This is a genomic window from Fontimonas sp. FW305-C-3, assembly GCF_058783185.1.
Map to the genome: position 1 here is coordinate 283999 of NZ_JBYSYK010000001.1, position 23658 is coordinate 307656.

21 protein-coding genes are annotated in these 23658 nt (G+C 66.2%); 6 read left to right on the forward strand and 15 right to left on the reverse strand.

The window, feature by feature from the left end:
* The first annotated feature begins 184 nt into the window (after positions 1-184).
* Both AC3WUF_RS01325 and AC3WUF_RS01330 read left to right on the forward strand, forming a co-directional pair.
* Positions 185-1087 (forward strand): DMT family transporter, encoded by a 903-nt coding sequence (locus tag AC3WUF_RS01325; protein WP_492421638.1) that lies wholly within the window; start codon positions 185-187, stop codon positions 1085-1087.
* 108 nt (positions 1088-1195) lie between these two features.
* Positions 1196-2581: a DUF3592 domain-containing protein gene (locus AC3WUF_RS01330; protein ID WP_492421640.1), complete on the forward strand. Its 1386-nt coding sequence runs from the start codon at positions 1196-1198 to the stop codon at positions 2579-2581.
* 7 nt (positions 2582-2588) lie between these two features.
* On the opposite strand, the gene AC3WUF_RS01335 is transcribed toward AC3WUF_RS01330, so the two are convergent.
* The 7 genes from AC3WUF_RS01335 to AC3WUF_RS01365 form a co-directional block, all read right to left on the reverse strand.
* Entirely contained in the window at positions 2589-3278 is a 690-nt protein-coding gene (locus tag AC3WUF_RS01335; RefSeq protein ID WP_492421642.1) for a response regulator, read from the reverse strand.
* Between the two features lie 3 nt (positions 3279-3281).
* Entirely contained in the window at positions 3282-5984 is a 2703-nt protein-coding gene (locus AC3WUF_RS01340; RefSeq protein ID WP_492421644.1) for a DUF4118 domain-containing protein, read from the reverse strand.
* Positions 5985-5988: 4 nt separating this feature from the next.
* Complete coding sequence (kdpC, locus tag AC3WUF_RS01345) at positions 5989-6555, reverse strand: potassium-transporting ATPase subunit KdpC (protein ID WP_492421646.1); 567 nt, start codon at positions 6553-6555, stop codon at positions 5989-5991.
* A 14-nt stretch (positions 6556-6569) separates the two neighbouring features.
* Positions 6570-8609, reverse strand: coding sequence for a potassium-transporting ATPase subunit KdpB (gene kdpB / locus AC3WUF_RS01350; protein ID WP_492421648.1), 2040 nt, complete (start codon positions 8607-8609; stop codon positions 6570-6572).
* A gap of 14 nt (positions 8610-8623) precedes the next feature.
* Positions 8624-10324: a potassium-transporting ATPase subunit KdpA gene (gene kdpA / locus AC3WUF_RS01355; protein ID WP_492421650.1), complete on the reverse strand. Its 1701-nt coding sequence runs from the start codon at positions 10322-10324 to the stop codon at positions 8624-8626.
* Between the two features lie 16 nt (positions 10325-10340).
* Positions 10341-10430 carry a K(+)-transporting ATPase subunit F gene (gene kdpF, locus AC3WUF_RS01360; RefSeq protein ID WP_492421652.1) on the reverse strand — a complete coding sequence of 30 codons (90 nt, stop codon included), beginning with the start codon at positions 10428-10430 and terminating at the stop codon, positions 10341-10343.
* Between the two features lie 243 nt (positions 10431-10673).
* Positions 10674-11357, reverse strand: coding sequence for a TetR/AcrR family transcriptional regulator (locus AC3WUF_RS01365; protein WP_492421654.1), 684 nt, complete (start codon positions 11355-11357; stop codon positions 10674-10676).
* Positions 11358-11542: 185 nt separating this feature from the next.
* On the opposite strand from AC3WUF_RS01365, the gene AC3WUF_RS01370 reads away from it, so the two are divergent.
* Together AC3WUF_RS01370 and AC3WUF_RS01375 are read left to right on the forward strand one after the other, a co-directional pair.
* The gene (locus AC3WUF_RS01370; RefSeq protein ID WP_492421656.1) at positions 11543-12640 is read left to right on the forward strand and encodes an efflux RND transporter periplasmic adaptor subunit; all 1098 of its coding nucleotides are present in this window, start codon (positions 11543-11545) and stop codon (positions 12638-12640) included.
* Positions 12637-15720 (forward strand): efflux RND transporter permease subunit, encoded by a 3084-nt coding sequence (locus AC3WUF_RS01375; protein ID WP_492421658.1) that lies wholly within the window; start codon positions 12637-12639, stop codon positions 15718-15720. Before AC3WUF_RS01370 ends, AC3WUF_RS01375 begins: the two co-directional genes overlap by 4 nt.
* 51 nt (positions 15721-15771) lie before the next feature.
* Here the strand turns inward: AC3WUF_RS01375 and AC3WUF_RS01380 are convergent, their stop codons facing one another.
* The 4 genes from AC3WUF_RS01380 to AC3WUF_RS01395 form a co-directional block, all read right to left on the reverse strand.
* The gene (locus AC3WUF_RS01380; RefSeq protein ID WP_492421660.1) at positions 15772-16881 is read right to left on the reverse strand and encodes a zinc-binding metallopeptidase family protein; all 1110 of its coding nucleotides are present in this window, start codon (positions 16879-16881) and stop codon (positions 15772-15774) included.
* Positions 16882-16909: 28 nt separating this feature from the next.
* Complete coding sequence (locus tag AC3WUF_RS01385; RefSeq protein WP_492421662.1) at positions 16910-17368, reverse strand: hemerythrin domain-containing protein; 459 nt, start codon at positions 17366-17368, stop codon at positions 16910-16912.
* A 10-nt stretch (positions 17369-17378) separates the two neighbouring features.
* On the reverse strand, positions 17379-17624 hold the full coding sequence (locus AC3WUF_RS01390; RefSeq protein WP_492421664.1) for a hypothetical protein: 246 nt from the start codon (positions 17622-17624) through the stop codon (positions 17379-17381).
* Positions 17625-17693: 69 nt separating this feature from the next.
* On the reverse strand, positions 17694-17852 hold the full coding sequence (locus AC3WUF_RS01395; protein WP_492421666.1) for a DUF3309 family protein: 159 nt from the start codon (positions 17850-17852) through the stop codon (positions 17694-17696).
* 202 nt (positions 17853-18054) lie between these two features.
* Between AC3WUF_RS01395 and AC3WUF_RS01400 the strand changes: the two genes are divergently transcribed.
* Complete coding sequence (locus tag AC3WUF_RS01400) at positions 18055-18231, forward strand: hypothetical protein (RefSeq protein WP_492421668.1); 177 nt, start codon at positions 18055-18057, stop codon at positions 18229-18231.
* 155 nt (positions 18232-18386) lie between these two features.
* On the opposite strand, the gene AC3WUF_RS01405 is transcribed toward AC3WUF_RS01400, so the two are convergent.
* Positions 18387-19112 (reverse strand): queuosine precursor transporter, encoded by a 726-nt coding sequence (locus AC3WUF_RS01405; RefSeq protein WP_492421670.1) that lies wholly within the window; start codon positions 19110-19112, stop codon positions 18387-18389.
* A 148-nt stretch (positions 19113-19260) separates the two neighbouring features.
* On the opposite strand from AC3WUF_RS01405, the gene AC3WUF_RS01410 reads away from it, so the two are divergent.
* Positions 19261-20172, forward strand: a complete 912-nt coding sequence (locus AC3WUF_RS01410; RefSeq protein ID WP_492421672.1) for a DUF3592 domain-containing protein — start codon at positions 19261-19263, stop codon at positions 20170-20172.
* 8 nt (positions 20173-20180) lie between these two features.
* Here the strand turns inward: AC3WUF_RS01410 and AC3WUF_RS01415 are convergent, their stop codons facing one another.
* The 3 genes from AC3WUF_RS01415 to AC3WUF_RS01425 form a co-directional block, all read right to left on the reverse strand.
* Positions 20181-21014, reverse strand: coding sequence for an alpha/beta hydrolase (locus tag AC3WUF_RS01415; protein WP_492421674.1), 834 nt, complete (start codon positions 21012-21014; stop codon positions 20181-20183).
* Positions 21014-22882, reverse strand: coding sequence for an Lnb N-terminal periplasmic domain-containing protein (locus AC3WUF_RS01420; RefSeq protein WP_492421676.1), 1869 nt, complete (start codon positions 22880-22882; stop codon positions 21014-21016). Before AC3WUF_RS01420 ends, AC3WUF_RS01415 begins: the two co-directional genes overlap by 1 nt.
* Before the next feature lie 91 nt (positions 22883-22973).
* Positions 22974-23450, reverse strand: coding sequence for a DUF3015 domain-containing protein (locus tag AC3WUF_RS01425; protein ID WP_492421678.1), 477 nt, complete (start codon positions 23448-23450; stop codon positions 22974-22976).
* Positions 23451-23658: the final 208 nt, after the last annotated feature.

Genomic DNA, 23658 nt, shown 5'->3' on the forward strand with positions numbered 1-23658 from the left:
CCGCGGAACCGTGATGAGCGACTGTTGTGCATAAGGAACCGTGGCCGGCTCCCTGCAGCGCCCAGATCATAAACGCCAGCGCCCGGTGGTGGCTGCTAATCTCCGCCACCATGTTGCTCTCCTCGACGGCGTTCCCAGCGCAAATTTCACGGCGGTCGGCCATGCCGGCCGCGGTCGTTCTGGCGTGAGCGGCCCAGCCGTCGCCGCGCGGGCGCTGCCGGCGCTGATTGTCGGCGCCGTGCTCATCGGGCTGGCGCCGATTTTCGTCCGTGCCGCCGGCGTCGGGCCGTCCACCGCGGCGTTCTGGCGGCTGGCGCTCGCCTTGCCGGTCCTGGCCCTGCTGCTCTGGCGGCAGCGCCCGCCCACCGCCGCAACCACTGCTGCGAGCGGCCATCTGCCCTGGCTGTGGCTGGCGGGTCTGTGCTTCGCCGCCGATCTGGTGCTGTGGCACCAGGCATTGCGCTACACATCGGTCGCCAACGCCACGCTGCTGTCGAATGTCGCGCCGCTGTTCGTCGCACTCGCCGCCTGGCTGCTGTTCCGCGAGCGCACCGGTGGCCGCTTCGTGGTGGGCCTGTTGCTGGCGATGGCCGGCGCGGCGCTGCTGGTCGCGGACAGCCTGAAGATCGGCGTCGAGACCGTCATCGGCGATCTGCTCGGGGTCGCGTCGGCGGTGTTCTATGCCGGCTATCTGCTGACCGTCAGCCGCCAGCGCCGCTGGTTCACGACGGTGCAGGTCATGTTCTGGAGCACGCTGGTCGGCGCCCTGGTCACCGCGCCGCTGGCCTTGTTGCAGGGCGAAACCCTGCTGCCGCCGGATCAGCATGCCTGGCTGATGCTGGCCGGTCTCGCGCTGCTGTCGCATGTCGGCGGCCAGGGGCTGATCGCCTATGCCCTTGCGCATCTGCCGGCGACGTTCTCCTCGGTCAGCCTGCTGGTGCAACCGGTGGCCGCCGCGGTGTTTGCCTGGGTGCTGCTCAACGAGCGCTTTGGTCCGCAGCAGGCGATCGGCGGCGCCATCGTGCTCGGCGGCATCGTGCTGTGCCGCTTATCGATGCAGCCGGCCGTAAAGACCGGGCCGGACTGAGCGCGGTCCGCTCATCCGTGGCGCAGGTCGCAGACGGGCGCCTGCCGCTGTGGAACATTCGCCGGGCTTGCCGCCATGATGCGGCAGGGGTGATCGGCGGGGTGTGTGATGAGACTCGACCTATGCGACGAGCGGTTTTCCGAGCAGGCCACTGAACAGGACATCGCCGCGGCGCTGGCCAGGCTGCCGCGCGACGACCACTGGTCGCTGCTGCTCGAAGCCGGCAACGACTTCCTGCTCGCCGACATCGGCGAAGGCCAGGACCGCTTCGATGTGCAGTGCAGTCGCGGCGACGAACTGCTCCAAGCCCGGGCCAGACTCGACGATGCGCAGCTGCAGACCCTGTTCGTCAGTTTCCTGAATAGAGACGATCGCTGGCGCAGCCTCTGCAAGTGGCGATCCGCGGAAGCGAATGCACCGGAAGACGAGGCGCAATACTCTTCGTCGACCAACCGGGCGGCCGGAATCTACGGCACCGCCTTCGCCGCGCTGTTCTTCCTGATCGCGATCTTCCCCGACAGCTGGCTGCCCAACTGGCTGCCGTCTTCGCTGCAGAACACCGGCGGCTGGTTCGTCGTGCTGTTCGTGCTCGGCATTCCCGGCATTCTGGTCGCGGCCACGCTCGTCAAGCTGTACGAAGTGCACAAGGCGTCTTCGTGGCCGAAGACCCTCGGCAAGATCGTCAGCAGCGAGATGATCACGACGCGACGCAAGCTCAGCGGCGAAGCGGCGCGTACCGTCAATCGCCCTTCGGTGCGATATCAATATCAGGCCGGCGGCCATCGCTACACCGGCAGCCGCATCAGCATCGGCGAGATTGCCGACAACGATCCGCGCATCCAGGAAATTCTCAAGCTCTACGCGGTCGGCAACAGCGTCACGGTCTACTACCAGCCGGACCGGCCGGGCAACAGCGTGCTCGAGCGCGATCCGCCGGTCGGGCTGCACATCATCTGGGCCGTGGTCGGAACGATCTTTGTCGCGCTGGCGGGCGTCGCCTGCCTGTTCCTGTTCCCCGATCAGATCAAGGGCTGGTTGCTGCCGTTGTTGCCGCAGGTTCGCCATCCCTATCTGCTCGTGCTGTTCTCGGTACTGAGCTTTCTTGCGCTGCTGCGCACGATCCGCCTGCTACTGCGCCCGCAAGGCGCCGGCGACTGGGGCATTGCGCCGGGCAGGATCGAGATCAGCGCCGTCGAAACCCGTCAGGAAGGCTCACGCAAGCACGGCTACGCGAACCTCGAATACAGCTACAGCGTGGACGGCAGCGCGTATCGCGGCAGCCAGATCCGCAAGGGCGTGCAGATTTCCGGCTCGGCCTGGATCATCCGCCGGCAGATCGGCAAGTATCCGGTCGGCAGCAGCGTGGACGTTCACTACAACAAGGCCAACCCGGCGGAAGCGGCGCTGCAGGCGGGGTCATCCGGCAGCGTTGGCGGCGGCCTGTCGGCGCTGCTGATCTGCGGTTTTCTGGCCTGGTACTTCGCGACCCACTGAGCGGGGCTCAGTCCGCCTCGCGGAGCCGGTAGCCAACGCCGGCCTCGGTCAGGATCAGCGACGGCTGCGCCGGATCGCTTTCGATCTTGGTGCGCAGCTGACGGACATAGACGCGCAGATACTGCACATCGGATTCCAGCTCGCTGCCCCAGACCGCACGCAGTAGATGTCTGTGGGTCAGCACCTTGCCGGCATGCAGCACCAGTTGCTGCAGGATCTCGTATTCCTTGGGCGACAGATGCAGTTCCGCGCCGTCGAGCAGCACGATGCGACGGACTAGATCGACGCTCAGCCGGCCGCTGCGGAACACCGGCTGCGCGCCTTGCTGCTGCAGGCGATGGCGCAGCGCGGTGCGGATGCGCGCCATCAACTCCTCGGCGCCGAAGGGCTTGGTGACGTAGTCGTCGGCACCGCCATCGAGCGCGGCCACCTTGCTGCGCTCGCCATCGCGGCTGGTCAGCACGATGACCGGCACTGCCGAAGCCTTGCGCAGCTCGGCAAGTACTTCGAGTCCGTCGCGATCCGGCAGGCCGAGATCGAGCAGCAGCAGGTCGGGCTTGTGTTCATTCACTGCAGCGAGTGCCTGCGCCGCAGTTGCCGCCTCGACGACCGCAAAGCGCTGCGCCTGCAGCGTCGTGCGCAGCAGGCGGCGGATCGGCACTTCGTCTTCGACTACCAGTATCGTGCCGGCGTCCATCGTTCAGTCGGTCTGCGAAGCTTCCATGAACAGCGATGATGGCAGTTCGATGCCGAACACGCTGCCGCTGCGGTCCTTGCGGTTGCTCGCGCGAATCTGGCCGCCCATCGCCTGCACGAAACCGCGACACACCGCGAGGCCCAGACCGATGCCGGCGCGCTGGCGGTCGCCGCCGCGGATGCGGAAGAACGGATCGAAGATGCGGGTCAGGTCGGCCTCGGCAATGCCTGGGCCTTCGTCGCGCACTTCGACGACCAGCGCATAGCGATGGCGCTGCACCGAGATCTCGATGCGGCTGCCTTCCGCGGCGTACTTGCCGGCGTTCTCCAGCAGGTTGACCAGCACCTGTTCCATCAGCACGAAGTCCAGCGTCAGCATCGGCAGCTGCGGTGCGTAATCGGTGACGACGACATGCCCCGCCAGCAGGCGCGCCGTGCGGCGCAGCGCCGAGCCGACGATCTCCTGCATGTCGCAGCTCTCGCGCTTGGGCTGCAGCGCGCCCGCGTCGAGGCGCGTCATGTCGAGCAGGTTGCCGACGAAGCGATGCATGCGCTCGGTCTCGTCCTGCGCGGTCGTCAGCAGCTCTTCGCGCTGCTGCGTGTCGTAGAGTTTGTCGTAGGAACGCAGCGAGGAGATCGCGCCCATGATGCTCGCCAGCGGCGTACGCAGGTCGTGCGAGATCGAGGTCAGCAGGGCGGATCGCAGCTGCTCGGTTTCGGTCAGCATGCGGGTCTGGTCGATCTGCTTGGCGAGGCGGATACGCTCAACCGTGATCGCGGCCAGATCGGCGATCGTCTCGACCATGCGGCGTTCCGGCGGATCGAGCAGCGTATCGCCGCTGGTGCGGCGCACGCTGAGCACGCCGACGGTTCCCGACGGCGCGCGCAGCGGCACGAACAGGCGGCTTGCGCCCGGCAGCGTGTCGGCGCCGCGGCCGGTGGCCTGGGCTTTCTCGAAGCACCATTGCGCCGCCGCCAGATCCTTCTCTTCCAAGGGGCCGCCGTGGCCGCCAGGATGGGCCCGCAGGCGCTTGCCGCTCTCGTCCGGCAGCAGCACCAGCGCCTCGAGATCGAGAATCCGCGTGGCCTGCTCGGCGGTGACGGTCTGCAGCTCATCGAGCTTGCGCATGCCGGCGAGCCGCCGCGTGTAGTTCAGCAGCTCGGCGGTGCTGTGCGCCTGCTCGCGGGTCGCGATGCCCTGCAGGCGCAGCCGCGACATCAGCTGGCTGATCAGCACCGAGACGGAAACGAAGAAGATCAACGACAGCACGTTCGCCGGGTTGGTGATCGACAGCGTGTAGCGCGGCTCCAGGAAGAAATAGTTGTAGGCGATGCAGCTCGCCAGCGCCGCGTACAGGCTCGGCAGCAGGCCGTAGCGCGTGGCGCTGAGCATCACCGCGGCCAGGAAGATCAGCGAGACGTTGTGGACATGCGTCGCCGCATGCAGCAGCCAGCCCAGCGCGGCTGCCGCCGCGACCAGCAGGCTGACCGGAATCAGGCTCGCGAGCGTCGAGCCGGTGGCCGCCAGCCGCGGCCGCCGCGCCGCGGGCACTTCGACTTCGGCATCGGCGATGACGTGAATGGAAATATTGCTGGCGCTGCGCACCAGCCGGTCGACGACCGACCCGTGGCGCAGCTCGAACCAGCGGCTGCGGCGCGACTTGCCGGTGACGATATGCGTGATGTTGTGCTCGGCGGCATACGCCAGCGCGTCGGCGGCGATATCGCTGCTGCCGGGAATCGACAGCGCGTTGCCGCCGAGGCGCTCGGCGAGACGCAGCGTCTCGGCAATCCGGTCGCGCTGGTTTTCGTCGAGCTGCAGGCTGCGCGCCGTCTGAAGATACAGTGCCGTCCACGGCGCGTTGTAGCGGTCCGCGATCTGCTTGGCGCGGCGCACCAGGCCCGCAGCGCCGGGCGATTCGTTGACGCAGACCAACACGCTGTCCGCCGCGGCCCACACCTCGCGGATGCCCTGCGCGCGACGGTGATCGCGCAGCTGCGCATCGACCCGCTGCGCGGTGCAGCGCAACGCCAGCTCGCGCAGCGCGGTCAGATTTCCCGGTGTGAAATAGCCGCGCAGCGCGCGTTCGCCGCCGTCGCCGTGATAGACCTTGCCGTCCTGCAGTCGCTCGATCAGCTCCTCCGGCGTGATGTCGATGACCTCGATCTCGTCGGCCAGATCGAGGATCGCGTCCGGCACGGTTTCGCGCACCCGAACGCGGGTGATGCTGGCGACCACATCGTTGAGGCTTTCGAGGTGCTGGATGTTCAGCGTCGTGTAGACATCGATGCCGGCCGCGAGCAGTTCCTCGACATCGAAATGACGCTTGGGATGACGGCTGCCCGGCGCGTTGCTGTGCGCCAGCTCGTCGACCAGGACCAGCTGCGGCCGGCGCAGAAGAATGGCGTCGAGGTCCATCTCCTCCAGCGTGTGGCCCTGATAGGCCACGCGCTGGCGCGGCACAACGATCAGCTGCTCGAGCAGCGCCGCCGTCTCGCGGCGGCCATGGGTTTCGACGATGCCGACGACGAGATCGACGCCGTCGCGGCGCTTGCGCTGTGCCGAGCTGAGCATCTCCCAGGTCTTGCCGACGCCGGGCGCGGCGCCGAGAAAGATCTTCAGGCGTCCACGCTCCTCGCGCCGCGCACGTTCCAGCAGCGCCTCCGGAGAGGGCCGTGCCGGCTCAGCCGAAGCGGGGCTTTTCATGCCGTCATTCTAGTTCGTCCAGCGCCAGATTCAGTGCCAGGACGTTGACGACCGGCTCGCCGAGAACGCCGAACAGCGGCGGCTCGACATGCGTGGCAACCAGCGCCGCGAGCCGGCTTTCGGCAAGGCCGCGTGCGGCGGCAACGCGGGCAATCTGGAACTGCGCGGCGGCGGGGCTGATGTGCGGATCGAGGCCGCTGGCCGATGCGGTGACCAGATCGGCCGGAACCGCGCGCGACGCCTGCTCGCTGCGGGCGCCGGCAACATCTGCGCCGATGCGCGCCATCAGCGCCGCGGAGGTCGGGCCCAGGTTGGAGCCGCTGGACGCGGCGGCGTCATAGCCGCCGCTGCCGGCGGCCGAAGGCCGTCCATGGAAATACTGCGGCGAGGAGAAGCGCTGGCCGATCAGCGCCGAGCCGATGACGCGGCCGTCGCGCTCGACGAGGCTGCCGCGGGCCTGCGGCGCGAACAGCAGCTGGCCGAGTCCGCTGACGGCCAGCGGATACAGGCCGCCGGTCAGCAGGCTGAACAGCAGCAACAGAACCAGGGCGGGGCGTAGTTGAGTCAGCATGGAAGGCTCCGTGTTCAGACGATGTGCAGGGCGACGACGGCGAGATCGATCAGCTTGATGCCGATGAACGGCGCGACGATGCCGCCGAGGCCGTAGATCGTCAGGTTGCGTGCGAGCAGCGTCGTCGCCGGTGCCGGCCGGTAGGCGACGCCGCGCAGTGCGAGCGGGATCAGCGCGAGGATGATCAGCGCGTTGAAGATGATCGCCGACAGGATGGCCGACTGCGGCGAATCCAGCCGCATCAGATTCAGCGCATCGAGCTGCGGATAGAAGGCAATGAACAGCGCCGGGATGATCGCGAAATACTTGGCGACGTCGTTGGCGATGCTGAACGTCGTCAGCGCGCCGCGCGTCATCAGCATCTGCTTGCCGATGCCGACGATCTCGATCAGCTTGGTCGGGTCGGAGTCGAGATCGACCATGTTGCCGGCCTCGCGCGCCGCCGCGGTGCCGGTCTGCATCGCAACGCCGACGTCGGCCTGCGCCAGCGCGGGGGCATCGTTGGTGCCGTCGCCGCACATGGCGACGAGCTTGCCCTTGGCCTGTTCGTCGCGGATCAATTCCAGCTTGCGCTCAGGCGTCGCCTGGGCGAGGAAGTCGTCGACGCCGGCTTCGGCGGCGATTGCCGCCGCCGTCATCGGATTGTCGCCAGTGATCATCACGGTACGGATGCCCATCGCGCGCAGCTCCGCGAAGCGCTCGCGGATGCCGCCCTTGACGATGTCCTTGAGGTGCACGACGCCGAGTACGCGACCATCGCGCGCGACGGCCAGCGGCGTGCCGCCGGAGCGGGCGATCTGCGCGGCGATCGTGTCGAGTTCGGCCGGCAGGCGATGCTGCTCGCCGTGCGACTTCGCATAGTCCTTGATCGCATCGATCGCACCCTTGCGGATCTGCTGGCCGTCGATGTCGATGCCGGACATGCGCGTCTGCGCGGTGAACGGCACGACCGTCGCGTCGAGGTTCGCGAGGCTGCGGCCGCGCAGGCCGTAATGCTCCTTGGCGAGCACAACGATGGAACGACCTTCCGGCGTTTCGTCGGCGAGGCTGGCGAGCTGCGCCGCATCGACCAGTTCACGTTCGTTGACACCGGGCAAGGCGATCAGCGCGGTGGCCTGGCGGTTGCCGAGCGTGATCGTGCCGGTCTTGTCGAGCAGCAGGGTATCGACATCGCCCGCGGCCTCGACGGCGCGGCCCGAGGTCGCCAGCACGTTGAAGCGCATCAGGCGATTCATGCCGGCGATGCCGATCGCCGACAGCAGCGCGCCGATCGTGGTCGGAATCAAGGTCACGAACAGCGCCGCCAGCACGATGACCGGCACGCTGCCCCTGGCATAGCTGACGAAGGCCGGGATCGACGCCACCGCGAGCACGAAGATCAGGCTCATGCCGGCCAGCAACACGTTGAGCGCGATCTCGTTCGGCGTCTTCTGCCGCGCGGCGCCTTCGACGAGTGCGATCATGCGGTCGAGAAAGCTCGAACCCGCTGCCGCGGTGATGCGCACGACGATGCGATCGGACAGCACGCGGGTGCCGCCGGTCACCGCCGAGCGATCGCCGCCGGCTTCGCGGATCACCGGCGCCGACTCGCCGGTGATCGCCGACTCGTCGACGGTGGCCATGCCTTCGACGATGTCGCCGTCGCCGGGAATGATCTCTCCGGCCAGGACCTCGACCCGGTCGCCGACTTTCAGCGTGCCCGCTTCGATCTGTTCGACCCGCCCGTCGCGCAGGCGTCTGGCAAGCGTCTGGCTCTTGGTCCGCCGCAGTGCGGCGGCCTGCGCCTTGCCGCGGCCCTCGGCCATTGCTTCGGCAAAGTTCGCGAACAGCACGGTGAACCACAGCCAGGCGACGACTTGGCCGGAGAACAGCAGCCGACCGGAGCCGGCGATCGCGTCGCGCGCAAACAGCAGGGTCGACAGTGCCGCGACCACGGCGGTGATGAAGATGACCGGATTGCGCGCCAGCTTGCGCGGCGCCAGCTTGATCAGGGCATCGATCGCGGCGTTCTTCAGCAGCGCCGGATCGAGCAGGGCATGGGTTGTCGTTTTCATGATGGGCTCCGGGTTCAGTAGCTCGCGCCCTGCAGCAGCGCGAAGTGCTCGGCGATCGGTCCCAGTGCGAGCGCCGGGAAGAAGGTCAGCCCACCGACGATCAGGATGATCGCGACCAGCAGCACGACGAACATCGCGCCGTTGGTCGGAAAGGTGCCGATCGACGCGGCGGTCTGTTTCTTGCCTGCCAGCGAGCCGGCAATCGCCAGCGCCGGGACGATGATCGCGAAGCGGCCGAGCAGCATCGCAATGCCGAGCGTCGTGTCGTAGAACGGTGAGTTGGCGGTCAGCCCGGCGAACGCGCTGCCATTGTTGGCGGCGGCCGACGTGAAGGCGTAGAGCATTTCGCTGTAGCCGTGCGGACCGGCATCCTGCAGGCCGGCGAGCCCCAGCGGCAGCACCGCGGCGAGTGCGGTGAAGCCGAGGATGCAGAGCGGCGAGATCAGGATCGCGAGGATCGCCAGCTTGACCTCGTGCGCCTCGATCTTCTTGCCGAGATACTCTGGCGTGCGACCGACCATCAGGCCGGCGACGAACACGGTCAGCAGCGCGAACAGCAACATGCCGTACAGGCCGGCGCCAACGCCGCCGATGACGACCTCGCCGAGCTGCATGTTGATCAGCGGGATCATGCCGGCGAGCGGCATCAGGCTGTCGTGCATGACGTTGACGGCGCCGCAGGAGGCGGCCGTCGTCACGACCGCGAACAGCATCGACGCGGCGATGCCGAAGCGCGTCTCCTTGCCTTCCATGTTGCTGTCGAGCCCCAGTGCCGCCAGCTGCGGATGCGGCATCGACTCGGCCCAGTAGGCCGCCGTGACGCCGGCCAGGAACAGTACACCCATGGCGCCGAGCAGCGCCCAGCCCTGCTTCTCATCGCCGACCATGCGGCCGAACACATTGGTCAGCGCGGCGCCGATCGCGAAGATCGACAGCATCTGCAGCAGATTGCTCAGCGCAGTCGGGTTCTCGAAAGGATGCGCGGAGTTGGCGTTGAAGAAGCCGCCGCCGTTGGTGCCGAGCATCTTGATCGCCTCCTGCGAGGCGACCGGACCCTGCGCGATGAGCTGCGTGGCGCCTTCCAGCGTCGTCGCTTCGCTGTAGCTGAGGAAGTTCTGCGGCACACCCTGCCAGATCAGCAGCAGCGCGAAGACGATGCAGATCGGCAGCGGCACGTAGAGCGTCACGCGGGTCAGATCGACCCAGAAGTTGCCGAGCGCGTCGCCGCCGCGACGGACGAAGCCGCGCACCATCGCGACCGCAATCGCAATGCCGGTCGCGGCCGACAGGAAGTTCTGCACCGTCAGGCCGGCCATCTGGCTGAAGTAGCTCAGCGTCGATTCGCCGCCGTAGGATTGCCAGTTGGTATTCGTGACGAAGCTGATCGCCGTGTTGAACGCCAGGTGCGGCGACAGCGCGCCGAAGCCCTGCGGATTGAGTGGCAGCCATTGCTGGGTGCGCAGGATCAGGTACAGCAGGCCGAACCCGGCGGCGCTGAACACGAGGATCGCCAGGGCGTAGTCGCGCCAGGATTGCTCGGCGCGCGGATCGACGCCGGCAAGCCGGTAGAAGCCGCGCTCGAGCGGGCCGAGCGCTGCGGACAGCAGCGTCCGTTCACCGTGCAGCACGCGAAACAGATATCCGCCGAGCGGGCGCACCAGCAACGCAACCAGCGCGCAGTAAACAACGATCAACAGCCAGCCTTGGAGGGTCATGTAAATCTCCGCGGCGCTAGAAGCGTTCCGCGCGGATCAGCGCGTAGACCAGATAAACCAGGATCCCGGCGGCGGCCAGACCGCCCAGCACGTATTCGACGTTCATGTCAGAGCGTCCCTGCCGCGCGGACATACCAGGCCAGGCCGGCGAAGCCGGCGGCGCAGAGCCCGAGAAAAATCAGATCATCCATTGCCGCTCTCCGCAAACACGCCTTCAACGGCGTGAGCGCATTAGGCGGCGGAGGAGCATAGGGATTCGAGACGGGAGCACCCGTCGCGACATAAAGAATGCATAAAGATCGCCGCGCAGAGCGGGCGGCGAGTTTGCCTGCCGCTGACGAGGGTCAGGCTACGGCGCGACGCGCATCCGGCGCGACGGCTTGGCGCCGCGGGCGTTGCGCTGGATGTCGGGCGGCACGTCCATCAGGATCGCGATCTTCGCGAGTACCGGCAGCACGACGCCCTGCGACAGGGCCTTCGCCACGGTCTTGACCGGCGGCGCGTTCGGATCCTTGAGCCACCAGGTCAGCACTTCGATCGTGCCGCCGACCATCAGGCGCACGCACATCTCACCGGTCGCGCGGGCCTGCGCGGGCAGTTGTGCCGCCGCCAGGCCCAGTGACAGCCTCAGCATCTCTTCGCGCACATCGCCGGCGGCGCCGCCATTGAGGAAGGTCGACCACAGCGCGCGGTGCTCGTCCGCATAGGCGAACAGGGCTTCGCAGGCGGCCTGCGAGCCCTGGGCGTCCATCAGCGGTGCGGTCAGGCCGACCAGGCTCTGGACCTCGTCGGCGGCGAGATCGTGAAGCAGGGCTTCCTTGGTCGGATGGTGGCGGTAGAACGTGGCATGGCCGATGCCGGCCTCGGCGGCGATCTCGCGGATGCCGATCTCGTCCAGCGGCTTGCGCTTGAGCAGTGACAGCAGCGCGCCGCGCAGCGCTTCGCGGGTGCGGATCGCGCGGGCATCGCTGGCCGTCGACAGGTGTTGCCTGAACTTTTTGTTGCTGCGTGGCGCTGTTCTGGTTGCCGTCATGATGTGAGACATGCTATACCATTGAGACACGATGTACCACATCGTAGCCAATCGATCAGGCACTCGACTTCCCTTCCCGCCCGCCTCGCCAAAGGGCAGGCACGGAAGTGGCCCGCAGTTTGCGAGCGGGGCTGATCGAGCAGCGAGCGGATTCGTCTTTAAGCGCGGGTAGAGGGGAGCTTCCAGTGTCGAGCGTCGGGTTTTACAGCCGTCTGTCCGTCGCCGCAGTTGCGGCAACGACCGTGTGGCTTGCGGGCTGCAGTGGAGAGACGGCGGAAGCGCCGCCGGCACGCCCGGTGATGGCGGTCGAACTGGCCACGGCGATTCCCCGGCAGTGGCCGGACGTGCTGGCCGCCAGCGGTGAAGTCACGCCGTGGCAGGAGGCGATCATCGGTGCCGAAGTATCCGGAGTCCGCCTCGACGAAGTGCTGGCCGACGTCGGCGACGTCGTCACCAAGGGCCAGGTCCTCGCGCGCTATAACGAAGACAGCCTGCGCGCCGAGCTGGCGCAGCTTGACGCGATGGTCGCGGAAGCCGAGGTCAATGTGCAGAAAGCCCAGGCCGACGCCACGCGCGCCGACCGGCTCGAAACCTCGGATGCGCTGTCGAAGCAGGCGATCCAGGCCTATCGCGCAACCGCCGCGATCGCCGAAGCGCAGCTCGCGTCGGCCAAGGCCCAGCGTCAGGCGCAGTCGCTGCGCCTGCGCTACGCAAAGATCGTCGCGCCCGATGACGGCGTGATCTCGGCACGCACGGCGACGGTCGGCGCGGTCGGCACCCTGGGCATCGAACTGTTCCGGCTGGTGCGGCGCGGACGCCTGGAGTGGCGCGCCGAAGTGCCGGCCGAGGCGATGGCGCGGCTGGAGCCGAACGCCGGCGTCGAACTGCAGCTGCTCGACGGCACCGTGGTGGCCGGCAAGATCCGCCAGCTGTCGCCGACGGTCGATGCGCGCACGCGCAACGGTACCGTCTATGTCGATCTGCCCAAGCACGGCAGTCTGGCCGGCGGCATGTACGTCAGCGGCCGTTTCACGCTGGCCGAGCGCCAGGCACTGACGGTGCCGGAGTCGGCGATCGTCATGCGCGACGGCAATCGCTACGTGATGCGGATCGACGCCGACAACCGGGTGCAGCAGGTCAAAGTCGTCAGCGGCCGCCGTCGCGATGGCGCGCTGGAGATTCTCGACGGCCTCGGGCCCGATCAGAAGTTTGTCGTTTCCGGCGGCGCTTTCCTCAGCAACGGCGATCTGGTCGGCGTCACCGCAGCCGCGGCGCAGCCATGAACTTCTCCGCGTGGGCGATCCGGCAGCCGACGCCGTCGATCCTGCTGTTCTTCATGCTGACCATCGCCGGCCTCGTCGCCTTCCAGCGGCTCGGCATCCAGAGCATGCCGGACATGGTGTTTCCGACCGTGTCCCTGGTCGCGACCGTGCCGGGCGCGTCTCCCGAACAGCTTGAAGCCGAAGTCGCGCGGCCGATCGAAGATGCGGTGTCGAGCATCGGCAGCGTGCGCCATGTGACGACCATCATCAACGACGGCTCCGTCAGCCTGATGGCGGAATTCGCCTACGAGAAGGACACCCAGGAAGCGGTCATCGACGTGCGCGACTCGGTCGCGCGCATCCGCTCGACGCTGCCGGCGGAGATGCAGGAGCCGGTGGTGTCGCGCGTCGAGATCGCCGGCTTGCCGATGATTACCTACGCGGTATCGTCCGACGCGATGGACGAAGCCGACCTGTCCTGGTTCGTCGACGATGTCGTCGGCCGCGCGGTCATGCGCTGCCGCGGCGTCGCACAGGTCAAGCGCCAGGGCGGCATCATGCGCGAGGTGCGCGTCGAGCTCGATCCGGCGCGGATGCAGGCAATGCACGTGACGCCCGGTGAAGTCAGCACCCAGCTGCGGCGCATGCAGCAGGAAGCGCCGGGCGGCCGCGGCGATCTCGGCGGGCTTGAGCAGACCATCCGCACGCTGGGCACGGTCGCGAGCGCCGAAGAGCTGGCGCAGATGTCGCTGCCGATGCCCGACGGCCGTCGCCTGCGGCTCGCCGATGTCGCGACCATCAAGGACACGCATGCCGAACGCCGCGCGCTGGCCCTGCTCGACGGCGCCCCGGTGGTCGGCATCGACATCATGCGCGCGCGCGGTCATGACGACGTCCGTACCGCGAAGAAAGTCTATGAGGCAATGGACGAACTGAAGCGGGCCTATCCGCAGATCAAGTTCGTCGAAGTCGCGAACACCGTCGACTTCAGCCAGTCGGAATACGACGCCGCGATGCGCGCGCTCTACGAGGGCTGCATCCTTGCCGTGTTGGTCGTCTGGTTGTTCCTGCGCGACTGGCGCGCGACGTTCGTCTCCGCGGTGGCGCTGCCGCTGTCGATCATTCCGACCTTCATCGTCGTGATGGCGATGGGCTACTACCTCAACATGCTGACCTTGTTGGCGCTGACGCTGGTGATCGGCATTCTCGTCGACGACGCGATCGTCGAAGTCGAGAACATCATGCGGCATCTCGAGATGGGCAAGCCGCCGCTGCAGGCGGCGACCGAGGCCGCCGACGAGATCGGCCTCGCGGTCATCGCCACCTCGCTGACGCTGGTCGCGGTGTTCCTGCCCACCGCCTTCTCCGGCGGCATGACCGGCAGCCTGTTCCGCCAGTTCGGCTGGACCGCCGCCGCCGCGGTGCTGTTCTCGCTGCTGGTTGCACGCCTGCTGACACCGATGATGGCGGCGCGCATGCTCAAGCCGAGCAAGCACAAGCATGTCGACGGCCGCCTGATGCGCCAGTACCTGTTGTCGGCGCGCTGGTGCATCGAACATCCCTGGACGACCGTGATCAGCGCCGGCGTGTTCTTCCTGGTCTCGCTGCTGATGATCCAGCAACTGCCGATGGCTTTCCTCGCCGGCGCCGACTCGTCGGACGAAATCGCGACGATCGAAGGTCCGCCGGGCAGTTCTCTTGAACAGACCCAGGCGCTGGCCGAACGCGCGCGTTCCCTGCTGATGGCGCTGCCGGAAGTGAAGACGGTCTACACGACGATCGGCGCCGGTTCGCAGACCGGCAACATCCGCTCCGATCGCGCCGCCGCGGAGGTGCGCAAGGCGCAGCTCACCGCGGTGCTGCTGCCGGCGAAAGAGCGCAAGCGCAACATCGAAGAGATGCGCGTGGCGATGCGCGAAGCGCTCGCGGTGTTGCCGGGTGCGCGCGTGAGCATCGGCCGCGGCACGCCGGGCGAGAAGATGAACCTGATGCTGACCGGCGACGATCCGGACGCGCTGTACAGAAGCGCGCGCGCCCTCGAGGCCGAGCTGCGTTCGCTGCCCGGCCTGGGTTCGGTGACCTCCACCGCCAGCCTGCTGCGCCCGGAGATCGTCATCCGCCCGGACTTCGCGCGGGCGGCCGAACTCGGCATCACCTCGGCGGCGATCGGCGAAGTGGTTCGCGTCGCGACGGTCGGCGACTACGACTTCAATCTGCCGCGCCTCAACCTGCCCGGCCGTCAGGTCTATGTGCGCGTGCAGCTGGATCCGGCCGCGCGGGCGGACCCGTCGATGATCGGCCAGTTGCGCGTCAACAGCGACCGCGGCGTCGCGGTGCCGCTGAGCAACATCGCGCAGATCAGTCTTGGCGGAGGCCCGGCGCAGATCGACCGCTATGACCGCGCGCGCATCATCACGCTGACGATCGATCTCGAAGGACGGCCGATCGGCGAGGTGCTGAAGGAAGCCCAGGCGCAGCCGACGCTCAAGGCCCTGCCGCCTGGCGTGAAACTCGTACTTTCGGGCGATCTCGAATACATGACCGAGATGGTCGAGGGCTTCATGCTGGCGATGCTCGCCGGCATCTTCTGCGTCTACGCCGTCATGGTGCTGCTGTTCCACGACTTCTGGCAGCCGGCGACCGTGCTTGCGGCCCTGCCGCTGGCATCGACCGGTGCGCTGGGCCTGCTGTGGCTGTTCGGATTGCCGCTGTCGATGCCGGCGCTGATCGGCTTGTTGATGTTGATCGGCATCGTCACCAAGAACTCGATCCTGCTCGTCGACTATGCGGTGATGGCGCGCCGCGATCTGGGCATGAATCGCGTCGATGCATTGATGGATGCCTGCCACAAGCGTGCGCGGCCAATCGTCATGACCACCGTCGCGATGACCGCCGGCATGCTGCCGATCGCGATCGGCCTCGATGGCGACGACAGCTTCCGTCTGCCGATGGCGCTGGTCGTCATCGGCGGCCTGATCACGTCGACGGTGCTGAGCCTGCTCGTCGTGCCGGTCGTCTACGAGATCATCGACGAGATCAAGGTCCGGCTGTTCACGCGCCGCGCGCCTGCGCCGCATCGCACGGCGGACGGCGCCTTGTGACCGGGCGCGCTGCCGCTACGGCAGCGCGCTTGCTCTCGCATCAGTGGCCCCTCACAAAGACTCGACCGCAGTCGGCGGCTTCATTGCCCTTCGATGTAGCTCAAGCGTCTTGTGTACGAACTCGAGTTTTGCGATCACCGAGTCCGATATCACAAACGGATAGGCGTCGCGCAAGCCCAGCGCGCGGTTCAGCTCGTTCAATACATAGGTCAGCGAACGCCAGCGGTCGAGCATGCTGCCGAAGGAGCGGGAATGCCCCCCGCCGATGCCCGGGCGAGATGTGAAGCTGGGGTCGGAGACGTGCTTCGGCCTGAGTGTCAGGCCGCCTTCGTGGGCGGTCTCCAGACTATCGAGCATGTGCAGATAATGCGCCCAGGTTTCCGCCCAATCTTCCCAAGGGTGCGAGCTGGCATACGCGCTGATGAAATGCTGCTGCCAGTTCGTCGCCGGGCCGTTCTCGTAGTGGGTTTTCAGCGCTGCCGAATAGTCGGCTCGCTCGTCGCCGAAGACGGTGCGGAATGTCCGCAGACGCCGCGACGATCCGATCAGGCGGTCCCAGTAGTAGTGGCCGACCTCGTGCCGAAAGTGACCGACCAGCGTCCTGTACGGCTCATGCATGGTGACGCGTCTGCGCTCACGTTCCGCATCGTCGGCCTCGGCGATGTTGATCGTGATGACGCCGTTGCTGTGCCCGGTGAGGATGGGCTTGGTCTCGACCGGCGTGACTTCGTCCGCCTTGAACTCGAAGCTCAACGCGTGCGCGCCGGGATCGTCCGCGGCGTCCAGCGGCAATGACATGCCGACGAGTCCGACAATGACGCGGCGCTTTGCCGCCTCCATCCAGAACCAGCGGGTGAGATTGCCGGCAACCGTGAGATCCGGAATGATCTTGGTCAGGCGACAGGACAGACAAAGGTCTGAACCATCGTCCGCCGCGACAGCCCAGTTGCAGATGTTGTGCTCGATGTAATTGCGGCAGAGACGATAAGTTGTCTGCGCCGGTCCCAGCTCGCGGGTCGCGGTCTTGTCCGCGCCCATGCCGCCCCAAGCGACCATCTCCTGCAGATCGGGCACGAACGCCAGGCGGCTGCCGCAGTTCATGCATTGGTCGTTCCTGAAAACGACGAGAGCCTGGCATTGATCGCAGCGGAAACGTTTCACGAGGGACCTGTCACCGTCGATCCCGCGCTCAGGTACTTGCGAGGGTTCTCACCATCTTCGCAAATTCACGGCGATATCGCTTCGCCTGCCGTACCTTCTGCGTATCGCTCAGAATCTTTCCGGAGACCTGGAAGAACTTCTTCTCTTCCTCACGCAAGTGATGATGAACCTTGTCCGACAGCTTGTGCGCATTGGCCATCCACGAGCGCCCGGAGTGATCGAGAACCTGAAGATCCTCGATCAGCTCATCCATCTGATGGTGCTCATGCAAAGCGTGCCGGGCCGAACTCAGACCCATGTCTTCCATCAGGATCGGCACATAGAGGTGGCGCTCCTCGGCTGCCGCGTGCGCGGCGAGCTCGATTCTCAATGCGCTGAAAGTCTGGATCCGATGCTCGGTATGCGGCTTCGACAGCAACAGCTTCCGGCACAGCGAGCGCTGGCGGTCGTGACTCTCGCGCAAGGCGTCGAAGATGCTTTCGGTCATGATCTATCAACTACGCGTGGAACAGCGCGCGTTCAACCTGCAGCGACTTGTTGCGCAGGTAAGCATGGCGCGGACGCCGTGCTCTGGAAGCCAGGGCCGGGCTCGCCGAAAGATCGGGCTGGGAAATCAGATCGTGCGTCACGATCTGCTGATCGTCCCAGCCCTCGGCGATGCGTAGCCGCAGCGTGCGGTCGGTAACGCAGTTCGGGACCAGCGGGCGCAAGCGGCGTGCGCGTTCGAGATTGGATTCGGTCATGAGTCTTTGTTCTTTGATGGTGAATTCGCAATCGAATCTAGACATGCCCGCTGAACCCCGACTGAGCCTCTATATCTGTCCCATCAATACGAGGATGAGGAGCACGACCACGACCAGGCCAAGCCCGCCGCTCGGGCCGTAGCCCCAGTTACGACTGTGCGGCCAGGTCGGAATGGCGCCCAGCAACATCAGGATCAGGATGACGAGAAGAATGGTTCCGAGACTCATGAGGCTTCTCCGCACTTGAAGAGGACATCGAAGAACATCGCTGTTGTAGGTGTTGCAAGTGCCACGGCTCGGAACCTAGGCCGCTGGATATGAATATCAGCTGAGTTGGGAGCAGCGAGCGTGGGAATGGCGATTGCTCAACTTCATTGATGGACGGGGTCGACCATTGGTCATCCACCGATGGCCCCGCAAGGAGGAAGAGATGGATACCGCACTGCCAGTTTTTCTACTGCTGTCGCTGATTGCCCTGGGCGGGCTGACGTTCCTGCTGCTGGCCGGCCGCAAACGTCAGACGCCGCGCGGCACGGTCAACGCGCCTGCGCCGGGTAGCCCGGAATCTCCGTTGTTCGGCGAGCCCGAGCGGAAGCCGAAGAGCTGATCTGTCCGTTGCAAATAAGCGGTGTGCGAAGCCGCGTCCGTGCATTGTGCTTGGCGGACGCGGCTTGTCTGCTGTTGGCGAAACAGCCCCGCTTCGAGAATCGCGCCGGGCGCTCGCCAAGATACTGCGGCGCGCGCCAAACGGATGGCGTCACCTCACTGCAAGGGTTTCGCGCTGCCTGAGTCGCCCAAGGAGAACGGCGTGAAGCGGGTGTCGGTGTCGTAGATGTCGACGCCTTCGGCGCGCTTCAGACGATTGACGACGAAGTAAGTCACCGGCGTGAAGACGATTTCGACGCTGACCTTCATCGCGAAGTTGAAGATGATGACCGCGATCAAGGCATCGTTGGTCCAGATGCCGTAGAACGCCAGCGGATAGAACAGCAATGAGTCGCTGGCCTGGCCGCAAGCGGTGGAGCCGATCGTGCGCATCCACAGATGGCGACCTTCGCTCCAGACCTTCATCCTTGCCATCACGTAGGAATTGACGAAGTCGCCGACCCAATAGGCGAGCATGCTGGCGGCGACGATGCGCCAGGTGTTGCCGAACACGATCTCCAATGCCGGCTGCAGCGTCGCGTTCCAGGGTTCGTCCGGACTCGGCGTCATGTTGACGATGATGGCCGACATGGCGGTGGCGAAGATCATCGCCGCGAAGCCGGCCCAGATCGCGCGGCGCGCCCGCGCGTAGCCGTAGACCTCGGTCAGCACGTCACCAAAGATGTACGCGACGGGGAAGAACAGGTTGCCGGCGCCGAAGGACAGCGGGCCGAAGAACGGCAGCGTGATCGTGCAGACCTTGCCGGGGCCGATCAGGTTGGAGCACAGCAGTACCGCCACCATGCCGGCGAGCAGGAAGTCGTAGTAACGGAATGCGCGCATTGAAACCCCCGAATCCCCGTCGAGTGCGACCACTTCGATCACAAGCGGCAGTCTACGCGAGATGCGCGTCACGCCGGTGCGGCAACGGGGCTGGCACCGCCGCGGCCGGCTGACGACAATCGGTGGGAGCGTCGACCGGGGGCATGAGATGGAACTCGAACTTTGCGAGCGGCACCTGACGGCGCATGCCGGCGCAGAAGATTTTGCTGCGGCGATTGCACAGCGCCCACGCGAGCCGTTCTGGTCCTTGTCTCTGGATGACGCCGACCGCTCGCTGTACGCCGAGGCGGCGGAAGATGGCCGCAGCTTCGACCTGCATTGCCAGCAGGACAGCGAGGACCTGGTCGCCACCGAGGCGCTCGACGACCGGCAACTCAACGCGCTGTTCCTCAGTTTCCTGCAGCGCGACGAACGCTGGCGCGAGCTGTGCCGATGGCGGCCCTTTGAGGAACAGGAGGTATCGGACGAATCGGCCGATGAGGATGCGGCTGCGCCGATCGACGCTCCCGAGCCGTCGACCGTGCCGCTGTCATGGACGCTGCTGCTCTGTGTGCCACTGCTGCTGGCCGGGCTGGCCTGCTGGTGGTGGTTTCCGGAGCGCATCGACCAGTGGGTGGCGCCGCTGCTGCCGCAAGGCGCGCGGCCCCATCAGGCGCTGTTCTTCGCGATCACCGCGGTGCTGTCGTTGCTGCATATTCTTGCGGAGCGCATCGATCATCGACGCCGCGGCTGGGCGAAGACTTTCGGGACCATCCTGGTCAGCAAGCTGCAGCAGAAGAGCCAGAAGTCGCCGTACAGTCCTGCGATCGAGTACAGCTACAGCGTCGGCAATCGGCAATTTCGCGGCAAGCGTCTGGATCCCGGCATGCCGATCGTCGGATCGGCGGCGGACATGCAGAAGATCATCGACCGCTATCCGGTCGACAGCATGATTGCCGTCTACTACCGGCCCGACAAGCCGGCAGAGGCCGTGCTGGAAACCCAGGCGCGCGGTATCAACGGTACCTGGCTGTCGGTGCTGCTGTTCGGATTTCTGGCCTGGTACTTTGCAACGCCCTGAACGTTTCGTCAGTGCGCCGCGACGATGCCATCGAGAAATTCGACCAGCCGCGTGCGCATGGTTTCCCGGCGCGGTGCGTCGATGTGATTGCCGTCCGGAATCAGCCACAGCGTCTTGGGTTCGCGCGCCGCGCCGTACAGCCGCTGCGAATGGCTGGCCGGTACGATGAAATCGCGTTCGCCGTGGATCAGCAGCAACGGAATCGGGCTGAGGCCGGCAACGACATCGATCGCGGCGTAGCGATCGGAGATCAGGAACGACAGCGGCCACTGCAGCGGCCAGGTCAGCCACAGGGCGCCGAGCTTTTCCCGTGCGATGCCGCGATAACTGGAGAACGGGCTGTCGGCGATCACCGCCGCGACCTCCTCACGCAGCGGCGATGCCGCGACGAAGCGGATCGCCACCGAAGCGCCGATGCTCTGGCCGTAGACGACCAGCGCGCCGGTCTTGTGCTTGCCCTGCGCGACGAGCCAGGCGAGCGCCGCCTCGGCATCCTCGTGAATCTCGTCGACGCCGGTCTCGCCCTGCGAGCGACCGAAGCCGCGATAGTCGAGCGCCAGTACGGCATAACCCTGCGCGGGCAGCCAGGTCATGATCCGCGCGTGGGTGCTGAGGTTCTCGGCATTGCCGTGCAGGAACAGCAGCGTCGCCTTGGGCTGACCTTGTGCCGGCATCAGCAGCGCGTGCAGCTGCTGGCCGTCCGGCGCGGCGATCCAGACATCCTCGGCGGGCACGCCGAGCGGCCGGTCCGGCGCGTAGTCGTAGCGGTCCGGATGCAGGAAGATGCGCGTGCAGCCGGACAGCGACAGACACAGCAACAGCAGCGGCCACAGCGAACGCATCAGTAGTAGACCTGGTAGCGCAGGCCGACGGCGAGCGTGTCCTCAGGCTCCTGCTCGCGCCACAACAGCTCCAGATGCAGCGCCTGATTGCGCGACAGGTGCAGGTTGTTGAGCAGGTTCACGCGTGCGCGTTCCTCGCCGTTGGCGAACTTTTCTGCAGCAACTTCCCATTGCAGCGTCAGGGGGCCGCGGCCGAACACCAGGCCGCCGCGTACACCGGCCGCCGGCTGCAGCGGATCGTCGAAGCCGTAATTGTTCTCGAGCCGCGCGGTCGCGAGGCCGTAGACGAGGCTGTTGGGGAACAGCGCATACGACGCACCGACACCGCCATTGACGTGCGCGACGCGATGCTCGCGCCCGTTGGTCCATTGGCGGTCGACGCCGGTCATGATCGCCCACGACAGCGGCTGGAAGAAATCATCGCGCGGACTCAGCGACAGGATGTCGACGATGTCCCAGCGGTTGACGTCGATGTCGCCGTCTTCGTCGATGCGCGCATCGAAGTTGCCGAGATTGATCTGCGCGCCGAGCGGGAAGCCCGTGCGGTTCTCGTGCTGGCTGTGCAGCGACAGGCGCAGGCCGAGCGTGGCGTACTCGTGATCCTCCTCGGTCCAGAGACCGGCGGAGACACGCCGGCTGCCATGGCTGAGATCCGGCGATTCATCGGGATCGACGAAGCGGCTGTCGACGTCCAATGCGCTCGCCTGCTGCTGCAAGGCCTGCAGCAGGCGGAAGCTGCGTTGCGCGGCGGTCGTGTCGCGCTCGGCATTGGTCTGCTTGTAGCGCAGGTACTTGTACGCCGCTTCGACGACGCGGGCGCGCGTGCCGGCGTCGAGTGCCTGCAGCTCGGCGCTGTCGAGCAGGTCCGCGTCCGCGCTCAGGGCAATCACCGTCGGATGCAATGCGGGCGGCAGGCCGGCGAGACGTTGCTTGAGCACCGTGCCCTGCGACGGCCGGAAATGCTTGCTGTCGATCAGTCCGCCGCGCTGCACCTCGCGCACGGTGTCGATCGGGATCGCGGTCAGCGGAAATGCGCTGGTGAGGTCGATGCCGGGGCGCGCGACCTGCAGCAGTTCGAGAATGCGGTACGAGCAGTTCTCGTCGAAGAAGTAGTAGGCGAACGGAATGCCCTTGAGTTCCCAGACATGCTGCACGAGGCGCTCGGTCTCGGCCTCGCTGAGGTTGAGTGGGTATTCCCAGATGTCGCGGTTTTCGCCGCGGTTGTATTCCTGGATTTTCTTGTAGTACTGATCGACTTCGAACTGGCCCGGATAGCCGCCGGTGAGGCCCTTGAAGGCGTAGAACATGCCGTTGTCGTCGGCAGCGACGATCGCGCCGAAGTTCACCGCGAAGGACAGATACGCCGAGCCTTCGTCCGCCTCGCCCGCGTCGAGACGCAGCAGCGTATGGCCGAACATCGACGACGGGCTGTTGAGGTAGTACGACGGAAATACCAGCACCGTGCGCTTGGGCTGCACGAGCTTGCGGAACTCGCGGTAGTCGACGCAGTCGGGCTGTGGCAGCTCGCCGAGATCAAGCCTGGCGCGCAGCCAGCTCAGGCGCGCGACGAAACGACACTGCGCGTGCTCGTTGCCGAGCTCTGCCGGCGCGGCGAAGGCAGCGAGCGTCGCTTCCATCTCGGCGCGCGGGTCCTTCGCACCATTCGCGGCGATGAAGAAGCGCGCGTCGTCGGTATGGCTGTACCAGCCATTGCCGAGATCGGACGCCTTGTAGTGGCCGAGGTTCAGCCACTCCTGGTCGTGCCACAGCGCAACGGCCTGCGCCTGCACCCAGGCGTCGTCGGCTGCGCGGCCCGGAACGGGCAGCAGTGCGGAGAGTGCAATCAGTAAAGGGATCAGCGCGCGCATGGGCCGCATGGAATCGAATGCCAACAAAAAGCCCGGCATCTTGCGATACCGGGCCATACCGGACTTCCGCGGTTACGCGGTCGTCAACGGATCAGATCACGTACTTGCCGAGGCGGCTATCAGCCTTCATCAGCGCCTCCAGATTCGTGACGACTTCATCGCCGGTCACGTTTTCGCTCGGGAACAGCACGTTGAAGTTGGCGTGAGCCAGTTCAGCAAACGCGGCGCGATCTTCCTTCTCGACGCCGTAGGCGACGGCGACGGCGGTCAGGGTTTCGCCCTGGCCGACAGCGACGTCGGAGGTGAATTCATCAAGCATGGCGTTGACCATGGCCTTGCCGCCATAGGTCAGCTTGCCGTCGACCGAGCAGCCATTGGTGCCCGAGGTCATGCCGAAAGTGTTGTTGCCCGAGGTGCCGTTGGTGGTGCTGGCCAGGAAGTGATAGACCAGGCCGGACTGGCCCTTGAACAGCATGTTGCCCCAACCGCAGTTCGGACCGCCCGGGGCTTCGGCCATCGCCGAAGAAGATGCAACGAGCAGAACAGCCGCAGCCATCAGTTTTTTCATCTCGCAACTCCCAGAGTTATTTACAGAAGGATGGACCTAGCCCGCGATCCACCATCGATACTAAGCCCACGCGAAACTTAACCGCAAGGCGCGTCTCGGGCTGTGCCGTAGTTCTCTGTTCTCGGCTCGGCGGCCCGCATGCGCAACGGTTCGTTCAGCTCAGGGGTCCCAGTCCCTCGCTCCAATGCGGTAGTCTTCGCGTCATAAA

Coding starts and splice junctions, on each gene's coding strand:
- AC3WUF_RS01330 (WP_492421640.1), top strand. CDS start 1,196: ATGAGACTCGACCTATGCGACGAGCGGTTTTCCGAGCAGGCCACTGAA.
- AC3WUF_RS01335 (WP_492421642.1), bottom strand. CDS start 3,278: ATGGACGCCGGCACGATACTGGTAGTCGAAGACGAAGTGCCGATCCGC.
- AC3WUF_RS01340 (WP_492421644.1), bottom strand. CDS start 5,984: ATGAAAAGCCCCGCTTCGGCTGAGCCGGCACGGCCCTCTCCGGAGGCG.
- kdpC (WP_492421646.1), bottom strand. CDS start 6,555: ATGCTGACTCAACTACGCCCCGCCCTGGTTCTGTTGCTGCTGTTCAGC.
- kdpB (WP_492421648.1), bottom strand. CDS start 8,609: ATGAAAACGACAACCCATGCCCTGCTCGATCCGGCGCTGCTGAAGAAC.
- kdpA (WP_492421650.1), bottom strand. CDS start 10,324: ATGACCCTCCAAGGCTGGCTGTTGATCGTTGTTTACTGCGCGCTGGTT.
- kdpF (WP_492421652.1), bottom strand. CDS start 10,430: ATGAACGTCGAATACGTGCTGGGCGGTCTGGCCGCCGCCGGGATCCTG.
- AC3WUF_RS01365 (WP_492421654.1), bottom strand. CDS start 11,357: ATGACGGCAACCAGAACAGCGCCACGCAGCAACAAAAAGTTCAGGCAA.
- AC3WUF_RS01375 (WP_492421658.1), top strand. CDS start 12,637: ATGAACTTCTCCGCGTGGGCGATCCGGCAGCCGACGCCGTCGATCCTG.
- AC3WUF_RS01385 (WP_492421662.1), bottom strand. CDS start 17,368: ATGACCGAAAGCATCTTCGACGCCTTGCGCGAGAGTCACGACCGCCAG.
- AC3WUF_RS01390 (WP_492421664.1), bottom strand. CDS start 17,624: ATGACCGAATCCAATCTCGAACGCGCACGCCGCTTGCGCCCGCTGGTC.
- AC3WUF_RS01395 (WP_492421666.1), bottom strand. CDS start 17,852: ATGAGTCTCGGAACCATTCTTCTCGTCATCCTGATCCTGATGTTGCTG.
- AC3WUF_RS01400 (WP_492421668.1), top strand. CDS start 18,055: ATGGATACCGCACTGCCAGTTTTTCTACTGCTGTCGCTGATTGCCCTG.
- AC3WUF_RS01405 (WP_492421670.1), bottom strand. CDS start 19,112: ATGCGCGCATTCCGTTACTACGACTTCCTGCTCGCCGGCATGGTGGCG.
- AC3WUF_RS01410 (WP_492421672.1), top strand. CDS start 19,261: ATGGAACTCGAACTTTGCGAGCGGCACCTGACGGCGCATGCCGGCGCA.
- AC3WUF_RS01415 (WP_492421674.1), bottom strand. CDS start 21,014: ATGCGTTCGCTGTGGCCGCTGCTGTTGCTGTGTCTGTCGCTGTCCGGC.
- AC3WUF_RS01420 (WP_492421676.1), bottom strand. CDS start 22,882: ATGCGCGCGCTGATCCCTTTACTGATTGCACTCTCCGCACTGCTGCCC.
- AC3WUF_RS01425 (WP_492421678.1), bottom strand. CDS start 23,450: ATGAAAAAACTGATGGCTGCGGCTGTTCTGCTCGTTGCATCTTCTTCG.